Raw genomic sequence first — 9550 nt, forward strand, 5'->3', positions numbered from 1 at the left:
GGTAACTAGATTTTTATTTTCCCCTTGTTAAAGCTACGCTGTACATACAAGTAGTCGAATTGCCCCAAATAAAAGAACCCCACCCTAACCCTCCCCTTGTTAAGGGGAGGTAACTAGATTTTTATTTTCCCCCCTTAACAAGGGGGGATTAAGGGGGGTAGTTTTATTTTATTTTTCGGGGTTCCCTAGATTCCTATTCATCTTGTCCAACCCGACGAATATTCAAAATGTCGCTCATCTTCTTAATTTGGATAAAGAGATGCTCTAACTGACTCTTATCGCGAATTTCAATCCCCAAATCAATCAAGGCTGGCTGGTTAGTCGCCGTTTTTACGCTAGCATGTCGCACATTAATACATTGGTCGCTGAGTCTTGAGAGAATATCTTTCAGTACACCAACTCGATCGAGTGCTTCTATTTGCACATTAATTGAGTATGTCTGCGGACGACCATTTTGTTCAATTGCACCATTCCATCGGACGGGAATTAAGCGATCGCAATCAATGCTATCCAAGTTACCACAACCTTGACGATGGATTGTAATGCCTCGACCTCTTGTCACCACACCAGTGATTTGTTCTCCAGGTATCGGCGTACAACAGCCAGCGAGGTGATACAGCATACCTTCAATGCCAACAATCGGGGAATCGCTGATACGGCTCGATGGGGGCACTATATCGCGGGCTTTGGGTGTGGATGGGGGTAGGCTAGTTATGGCAACGACTACTGCTTGTTCTTGTCCCTTAAGTTCTTGTGCCTTAACTATTTCTCGCCAGCGATTTAAGATTAAATTTAGGTTGATTTCACCGTAACCTAAAGCCGCGACTAAATCTTCTGGATTCTGGTAATTACACTTTTCGGCAACTGTTTGCATGGGTTCAGATTTGAGAATACCTTCCAAACCACTTTTACCCAATTCCTTCTCTAACAATTCCCTTCCACGGGCAATGTTTTCTTCCCGTCGCGATCGCTTATACCATTGTTTAATTTTGTTTTTTGCTGCGGATGTGGCGACAAAGTTTAACCAATCTAAGCTGGGATGGCTGTTTTTTTGGGTCATGATGACGACAATATCGCCGTTTTGTAACCTTGTCGAAAGCGGAACCATCTTACCATTTACCCTTGCCCCCGCACAATGGTTTCCCACTTCCGAATGGATACGGTAAGCAAAATCGACGCTTGTGGAACCGGGATTTAAGGGGATGACATCACCTTTGGGGGTAAAGACGTAAATATCATCCTCGAACAGATTATTTTTGATGCTATCTAGGTATTCTTGAGCATCTTTGAGGTCATATTGCCATTCGAGTAACTGTCGTAACCATGTAAACTTCTCATCGGATGTGGTGATAGTACCTGTTGAACCACCAGTTTCTTTATATTTCCAATGTGCAGCAATCCCGTACTCAGCGATGCGATGCATTTCCAGCGTGCGAATTTGTACTTCCAGAGGTTTTCCCCAAGAACTGATGATGCCTGTATGTAAAGATTGATAGCGGTTAGGTTTTGGTAAACCGATGTAGTCTTTAAAACGTCCGGGAATGGGACGGAAGGCATCGTGAACCACCGCTAAAGCTCGATAACATTCTTCGTTAGTATTAACAATAATTCGTAATGCGGCTAAATCATAGATTTCATTAAATTCTTTATTTTGATGCTGCATCTTTTGATAAATACTGTACAGATGCTTCGGTCTACCACTAATATCAGTACATTGAATCCCCGCTTCTACCAAACGCGATCGCAAATCATCGGAAACTTTCTTCAATCGATCAACCCTGGCAACACGCTTCTCAGCAACGTGCTGTTGAATTTCGCGGAAAGCATCTGGTTCTAAATATTTAAAAGCTAAATCTTCTAATTCCCATTTAAAACGCCAAATCCCTAAGCGGTTGGCAAGGGGAGCAAATATATCCCTTGTTTCTAAAGCATTACGTCTACGGCTTTCTTCCGACATTACCTCCATTGTCCGCATATTATGCAGGCGATCGGCTAATTTGACAACGATGACACGAATATCTTTTGCCATCGACAAAAACATGCGTCGAAAGTTTTCCGCTTGCCCCTCTGTTTTACTTTTAAAATTAATCTTTGAAAGCTTAGTTACACCTTCAACCAAACATCGAACTTCCGCACCAAATCGCTGTTCAATTTCCTCAATTGTAACTTCTGTATCCTCTACTACATCATGAAGAAATCCAGCTGCTATCATAGCAGCACTACCCCCCAGGTCGCGCAATAAACCGGCGACTGCAACCGGATGGCAAATATAAGGTTCCCCCGATTTGCGGTATTGTCCTTGGTGCAATTCGTAAGCAAATCTAAATGCAATACAGATTAACTCTGTATCGCATGTCCTTCGAGCTTCTTCTGATTCTGGGTTTGATGCGGATAAGCTCTTTTTTAAACAATCTTGAAGCCAATCCGGAAGGGTAATATCGACTGGGGTATTAACTAACAAGCCACTCATACAATTGGGTTTACGGAAATTGGTGGATTTGGATAGATGCTGGAAGCAGGGGGATATGGCTTCCTTATGATGGATAAATATAATGAGTTGCGTCTCTACCTTTAAGAACAAGTAGGAACGCTTTTCGGGTATATTATTAGGGCTAAAAAGTCAATTATTCAGTATGAGAATCGGGGATCATAGTTTTACCACCTGATAAATAAGAAATTCTGCCCCAAAATTAATTTTTGAGGCATCCAATCTGGGGGAAAATTAAGGAAATAATTGTGGAAGAAAAATTTTCTTGTCACTAATAGTATCTCAATAACCATTGGATGTCTCTAAATCAAGATAAATATCATACATTTGCGGCGTTACTTCAAGATTTGCGTCATGATGCTGCTAGTCAATTAACTGTAGCTGAAATTCGGCAGCGTCAAGTATTATTACAACAATTTTTTCAAGAAGAGATTGTGCCTTTGGCTAACGAAGAGTCGCGAGAACAGATGTTTCGCACCGAAATCAGCAAGCAACTGCGGCTTTTGGGGGTTGATGTCAGTTTCTTGGCTGGTGCTAGTCAACCTGCGACTATTGAAACTAGGTTAAAAACTATATGCGATCGCATTACCACTCTCATCAGATATTGTGAAGCTGTGTTAGGGAATGGGGAATAGGCTATACATGCCCAAAATTATGACGAAAAAACCTTAACCGAACCGTATTAGAACCCCTCTATCAAACAGCAATAGAGACGCGATCGCTCACGTCTCTACTACAATTAGGTGATTAGTTGAACTTAAATTAGAAGCTATAACCGACACCAGTTTGTAAGCTCACAGCATCAGCAGAGCTATTTTTGTAAGCGTCAATACCCCACTTAGCATCACTGTAAACTACAACATTTTTAGCTAGAGATTCTGCACCTAAGGTGACAACTGGAGCATTTTTATTACCTAATTGGCTAGCATATCCTTCATTGGTTTGGAAAGCATAACCACCACCAACATAAACGTTAGTATTTTTCGCAATTGGAGCATCAAAAGTTACAGTTGGTATCAATGCTGTTGAATCACCACCAAACAATGCTGCACCACGAACCGACACTTGGGATTTGGGAATTGCATATCGATATAAATAACTACTTTTTAAGAAATTTCTTCCGCATTTTCACGACAAAATTATCGACTTCCGGTAACTTCATCATTGATGCGATCGCACCAAACACTATTAACCCTACTAATCCGGAAATTGAAAATTCCAACAACAAAGTTAATGGATTTTTTGCTTCCCCTAAAAATTTCTCGACTACTTGCAACACTGCAAAACTAGAAAATCCACCTGCAATACTTGCCGCAGTTAACCCCATAATCGGGAAACTCCATGCCAATAGAGGTAATCCATTTAACCGACGATTGAGTAGAAATATCAGCATTAATGTGGAACTAATATTAACTCCCACCGTTGCTAATACTAAACCAGGAGCGCCAAAAGGTTTAATAAAAATCAAATCGAGAAAAATATTCAGAAAAATATTAAACAAGCTGACACGGAAAGGTGTATTCCCATCACCCAAAGCATAAAATACCCGCACCAACACATCCCGTGCCAGATAACCAAACATCCCCACACCGTAGGCAATTAGCAGCGACGCGACCAAATCGGATGCTTTTTGGTCGAACGCACCCCGCTTATATACAAGCTGGACAATTGGCTGGGAGAGGGCAATCATGAACGCACCTAACGGCAACATTGTAAACGCTGATAGTACCAATCCTTGGCGAATACGTTGCTTTAATTGTCCCCAGTTATTCGGTTCAGTCAGTTGGGAGAATATGGGCAGTAGGGGAACTAAAACAATACTGGAAATTACCCCCAAAGGAGTTTGTACCAGCAAATTGGCGTAATTTAAAGCTGGAGCAGCACCTTCGATATAGGAAGCAAATATGGAATTTACCTGCCAATTAATGTAGAGCATACCCGACGAAAAAGTCGCAGGTAGCATAATACTCATAATTTCCCGTACACCAGGATCATTAAAATTGAAGCGGAGACGAAACGAACCCATGCCAATGCGAGATTGGGCAATTACCTGGACAATCCATTGCAGTACCGCACCTGCCAGTGTACCCCCAGCCAATACCGCACCGCAATACATGGCATTATTCGCAGAGAAAATATTACTACCCAGTTGTACCCAAAGAACCCCCATCGCAATTACAACAGTAATGCTAGAAAGTAATGGACTAATCGAAGGTAACCAAAATTGGTTAGCAACATTGAGAGTTCCAAAACCAATCCCAATCAATCCCGAAAACAGAGCCATTGGAGCCATAATTTGTAGCTGTTGAACTGCGATCGCACGAATCACAGCACCATCAGCCCGTTGATTTAATCCTGGTGTGGTTAAATCTAATAATGTTGGGGCAAAAAATATCAGTAATATCGAGACAATTAAAAGTACTCCACCAACCAATGTCGTCATTGTCTCAACTAATGGTGCAGCTTCTTCCTTTTTGCGCTTCGACAAAACGCTAACGATCGCACTATAAAATGGACCATTAACTCCACCAAGTAAAATCAGCAAAAATCCGGGAATCACATAGGCAAAATTATAAGCCTCAGCCACTGCACCAGTACTAAATGCAGCACCCATCGCTGATTGCCGCACTAAACCCATCACCTTACTAATTAAAGTCGCAGCAGCGACAATCCCGGCAATACTTACCAGGGAGCGAGTAACTTTTGATTCTTCTTTGGTCACAATGTATGTAATCCGACAATTACTGACAGGGAGTATCTTCTGAACATTTAACCTGAAAAATGGTTCGCTGTCAGGCTAATTTTCACAAACAGTCCTAATATTTTATTTTTCTGCCTTCTGCCTTCTTCCTCCTACCGACATCCCAAACTATCGCGAGTTGATACCCCAGTAACCGGATTCACACCATCAGCGCGATCGCACATCAATGACACCTGATATCGGTCAATGATTGCATCGGTAAAATCAGCACCAGTAATATCAGCATCAAATAAACGACTCCGGGTTAACGTTGCCCCCGTAAAATTGGTATTTCTCAGGTTTGCTTCATCTAGTGATACCCGATCCACTAAAGCTCCCGTCAGGTTTGCCCCTTCTAGGTTTGCCTTCAACATCACCCCTTTAGTGAACATAGTATTAGTTAAATTGGCGTTTTTGAAATTAGTACCTCGCATTTCCGCCGCCACAAAATTTACACCCTTTAAATCAGTATTGGAAAAATCACGACCTTCTAAACTAGCATTATTGTAATTAATAGTATTAATTTGAGCCAAGGCAAAATTAGTATTAAATATCACCAACAAACAAGCAACTGCCAAAATCCCAATCAAACTACCAATTCCACGTAAAATAATTTTCATAACTTCTCGTATCAAATCTCATCGCAAATACCTATTTTAAATGGTGCGAGGTAAAGTTTTACAAAAATACACGATATGCGATCGCACAGCTTTATTTCTTCTCTTCTTCTCTTCTTGGCGACTTGGCGACTTGGCGGTTCCATAAATTCCAGAACCCATATTAAAATGACATAAAAATAGAGAGTAGAAATTACTTCCTACCCCCCAATTCCAATGTCCCAAAAATAAACCTACTTCCAATCCTTACCAAGACGGATTGTAATATCAGATTCGATTTCTCCAGTAGCAGCAACCTCAACTTGACCGATACCCAGAGCTTTTTGAACCTGTTCCCCCAAAGTGCGATCGCCTTTCTGAACGATAATTTGGGTATCGCGTTGTATATCCGAGCCATTGGCAACCAAATACGCTTTGCCAAAACCCTTCTGTTTCAAGGTAGTCAGCATCTTTTCGCTTAATCCTGGTTGCCCTGAAGTATTTTGTATAGCTATTTTCAAATTCCCTAAAGGAATCACTTTGGGTTGCATTCCCGCAATAGTTACACCTGTATAATCATTTAATAATTTAACTTGTCCGGTTAAATCAATCCAATAACTGTTAGGGTCAGCACTTAAACGGCTAAAAACACCCGGTAACATCGTCATTTGGAAATTATCCCGCTCCACATTAGAAGAAAAATTGACAAGAGCCATCATTTCTTCAACTTTCAGGTTGGTATCAAAGTATTTTCGCATCACGCGAATTAACTGCGGCAATCTGGGAGTCACAGTCGGACTCAAAAGCCTTTCCCGTAAAGCTTTCAACAAAGCTTGCTGACGCTGTACACGGGGTAAATCGCCGCCATTTACCTCCTGAAAACGGACAAATTCCTCCGCTTGTTGCCCATTCAAATTCTGCCAACCTTTAACTAAATTGGTAGACTTTTGCTGGGAACCATCTTTATTTTCTGCCGATTGGGGGACAAATACCTCAACCCCACCTAATTGATCGACTAACTGGCGCAAACCACTAGGTGAGATACGAATATAGCGGTCAATGGGAGTATTATTTAAAGTTCGGCTAAGTACCCGCGCAGCCAAAACAGGACCACCTTGGGAATTGGCATCGGAAACCTTATTTAATCCCTTTTCGGGAATTGCAATCATCGTATCTCTGGGAATCGACAACACCCTTATTGCTTTTTCTTCGGGATTTAGGCGAATTAATAGCATTGTGTCGCTTTTTCCCGAAAAACTTTCTGGGGAACCATCAATACTATTTGCTACGGGTTCGATTCCCATCACCAAAATATTCATTGGACGGGTAAGCTTATATTCAGAAATATTGCTCCATACATCCGCAGGCAATAAGGTTTTTTCTGCCTCTTTACCCGACCATTGCAATTCCTCATCGCTTCTATCAACCGTACTCCATAAAGGAGTCCACAGTGCTAGAGCCGATACCATCAATCCCGATAGTGTCACCCCGACAGAAATTGTCAGTATCCAAAACAACCAGCGTGGTATAGGTAAACCCAACCGTTGATAAAGCTGACTAGGGATAGAGCCCACTGTTCCATAGGATTTACGGGAAACATCTTCTGGGTACGTTGCCGTCGTTCCATCCTGAGTTTGTTCAGAATTAACCCGTAAATCTTGATTTTCCAACCAATCTTCTTGTCGTCCTACTTGTTTAACCACTATTATCTCCCCACTCAACCAACACCACTTTCTTCAACAGGTATAACCCTCGCAAACTTTTTCAGTATGCATGTTTACTCAGTAACAATTGTGAATTTCTGCCTACAGGTAATGTTAATGCAAGGTAGAAAACTTGCTACTGGTAAAGCTAGCAGTAAACTAAAGAAGTTTGCTTCGTGCAAAATCTTTATAATGTTTTAAATTTATTAGGTTTGTTAGGCAATATGAGCAATGTATTTTTTCCTGTAATCCTTGCTGGTGGTAAAGGTGAGCGTTTTTGGCCCCTAAGCCGTCTGAACCGACCGAAGCAATTTTTATGCCTCGATGGTACTGATAGAAGCCTCCTACAAGCTACTGCTGACCGACTGCTCGATTTAGCAAATGGTTGGGATAACTTGTGGGTAATTACTTCTAGTTTGATAGCACAAGGTGTGCGGGAACAGCTACCTGAATTGCCATCAAATAACTTACTTGTTGAACTCCAGGGAAGGGATACGGCTGCTGCTGTTGCCTGGACTAGTTTAGAAATTCAGAAGCGTTATGGAGACGATGCAATTATTGGCTTTTTTCCAGCAGATCATTGGATTGCCGACCAAAAGGTTTTTGCACATACATTAAACGCAGCTTCCCAACTTGCAGCAACCACAGATGCGATCGTGACGCTGGGAATCAAGCCGACGTTCCCTTCTACGGGCTACGGCTATATCGAGCAAGGTGAAAAGATGGGTATCTTTAACGACTTGCCAGCTTACCATGTCAACCGCTTTACTGAAAAGCCTAATCGAGAGACTGCGGAGACTTTTTTATCTACGGGTCGCTTTAGCTGGAACAGCGGTATGTTTGTTTTTAGGGCGGGTGTTGTTCTTAAAGAACTGCGTATTCATGCTCCGGAAATTATCGAACCTCTGGAGCAAAATGGCGCTGGGATTTACCCCCAACTGCCTAAGAAAAGTATAGACTACGCTCTCATGGAAAAGACAGATTTAGCATACGTCTTACCTGTAGAATTTGGTTGGGATGATTTGGGGGATTGGAATGCGATCGAACGTTTGTTAAAAACAGCAGATTCACCAAATGTCGAACTGGGAACCCATGTAGGGTTAGATACAAAGGGGGCAATAGTTTATGCCAGCAATGAAGATGATGTAATTGTTACTATCGGTATGGATGATGTTGTGATTGTTCGCGATCGCAATGTCACCCTGGTTGTTAAAAAAGACCGCACCCAAGAAATTAAGGAAGTTCTGAAAATTATTCAAGGCGATTCCAGATTTAAAGAGTTACTGTAGCTGGTGCTGAGTTAAAATTGCTGTGTGCTGAGTTTAATCAAGATGAAAGATTAGCTTTCCTAGCTTATGCTAGCCCTAATTAGTTTATTACTCGTCTTTACTCAGCCTCAGCCAATAACCTGAAATAAAACTCTCGACAGAGGAGAAAATTACATATCTCTAGTATAACTAGACTAATTGACCAAGGCACGACTATAAACAAACAATTACATTGGACTTATTTTTATTCTTAATTTCCCATTCTTGTAGAGACGACTCACTTTCTTCGTCTCTGCTCAAATAAATATCTAAGATAAATATCTAAAATAGATATCCAATAATATCCAATAATATCGAATAATATCCACCAATATAGACGACCCACCGGGTCATCTCTACTTCATGTTCCTCACCCAAACGGTTCCCCGTCAACGCGAAATTATTGAAGTCCTCTTCCGTAATGGTTGGGGTTATATGCGAAAATTGTTGACAGGTGGGAAACCAGAAGACCCCCAGTTACCAACTCCAGCAGTTCTTAAAAAGATTTTTATCGACCTGGGACCTGTTTATATTAAACTCGGTCAACTACTCTCCACCCGTCCGGATATTCTTAGTAGTGCTTACATTGAGGAATTGTCAACTCTCCAAGATGAGGTTCCCCCGGTTGATTGGTCGGAAGTTGAGGTTTTGATTCGCAAACAATTAAAACGTCCCCTGGAAGAAACATGTAAATACTTGAACCCTGTTCCCGTAGC

The 9550-nt window shown here is 41.6% G+C and carries 8 protein-coding genes and 1 pseudogene; 3 read left to right on the forward strand and 6 right to left on the reverse strand.

The window, feature by feature from the left end; genetic code table 11:
• Positions 1–193: 193 nt before the first annotated feature.
• Positions 194–2470: a RelA/SpoT family protein gene (locus tag CK510_RS20175; RefSeq protein WP_095723407.1), complete on the reverse strand. Its 2277-nt coding sequence runs from the start codon at positions 2468–2470 to the stop codon at positions 194–196.
• A 314-nt stretch (positions 2471–2784) separates the two neighbouring features.
• On the opposite strand from CK510_RS20175, the gene patD reads away from it, so the two are divergent.
• Positions 2785–3123 carry a heterocyst frequency control protein PatD gene (gene patD, locus CK510_RS20180; protein WP_095723408.1) on the forward strand — a complete coding sequence of 113 codons (339 nt, stop codon included), beginning with the start codon at positions 2785–2787 and terminating at the stop codon, positions 3121–3123.
• Between the two features lie 127 nt (positions 3124–3250).
• Here patD and CK510_RS20185 read toward each other — a convergent pair whose 3' ends face one another.
• The 5 genes from CK510_RS20185 to CK510_RS20200 form a co-directional block, all read right to left on the reverse strand.
• Complete coding sequence (locus tag CK510_RS20185; RefSeq protein ID WP_342745987.1) at positions 3251–3553, reverse strand: hypothetical protein; 303 nt, start codon at positions 3551–3553, stop codon at positions 3251–3253.
• Positions 3554–3587: 34 nt separating this feature from the next.
• Entirely contained in the window at positions 3588–5210 is a 1623-nt protein-coding gene (gene murJ / locus CK510_RS20190; RefSeq protein WP_095723409.1) for a murein biosynthesis integral membrane protein MurJ, read from the reverse strand.
• 131 nt (positions 5211–5341) lie between these two features.
• A complete protein-coding gene (locus CK510_RS20195; protein WP_095723410.1) occupies positions 5342–5848 on the reverse strand; it encodes a pentapeptide repeat-containing protein in 507 nt (168 codons plus the stop codon).
• A 36-nt stretch (positions 5849–5884) separates the two neighbouring features.
• On the reverse strand, positions 5885–6007 hold the full coding sequence (locus CK510_RS34045) for a hypothetical protein (protein ID WP_281257061.1): 123 nt from the start codon (positions 6005–6007) through the stop codon (positions 5885–5887).
• Positions 6008–6078: 71 nt separating this feature from the next.
• Positions 6079–7527: an LCP family protein gene (locus tag CK510_RS20200; protein ID WP_095723411.1), complete on the reverse strand. Its 1449-nt coding sequence runs from the start codon at positions 7525–7527 to the stop codon at positions 6079–6081.
• Positions 7528–7751: 224 nt separating this feature from the next.
• On the opposite strand from CK510_RS20200, the gene CK510_RS20205 reads away from it, so the two are divergent.
• Both CK510_RS20205 and CK510_RS20210 read left to right on the forward strand, forming a co-directional pair.
• Complete coding sequence (locus CK510_RS20205) at positions 7752–8816, forward strand: mannose-1-phosphate guanylyltransferase (protein ID WP_095723412.1); 1065 nt, start codon at positions 7752–7754, stop codon at positions 8814–8816.
• 381 nt (positions 8817–9197) lie between these two features.
• Positions 9198–9550 (forward strand): annotated as a pseudogene (locus tag CK510_RS20210) (AarF/ABC1/UbiB kinase family protein); the annotation flags it as partial.

This window comes from Brunnivagina elsteri CCALA 953 (assembly GCF_002289455.1).
GTDB lineage: Bacteria > Cyanobacteriota > Cyanobacteriia > Cyanobacteriales > Nostocaceae > Brunnivagina > Brunnivagina elsteri.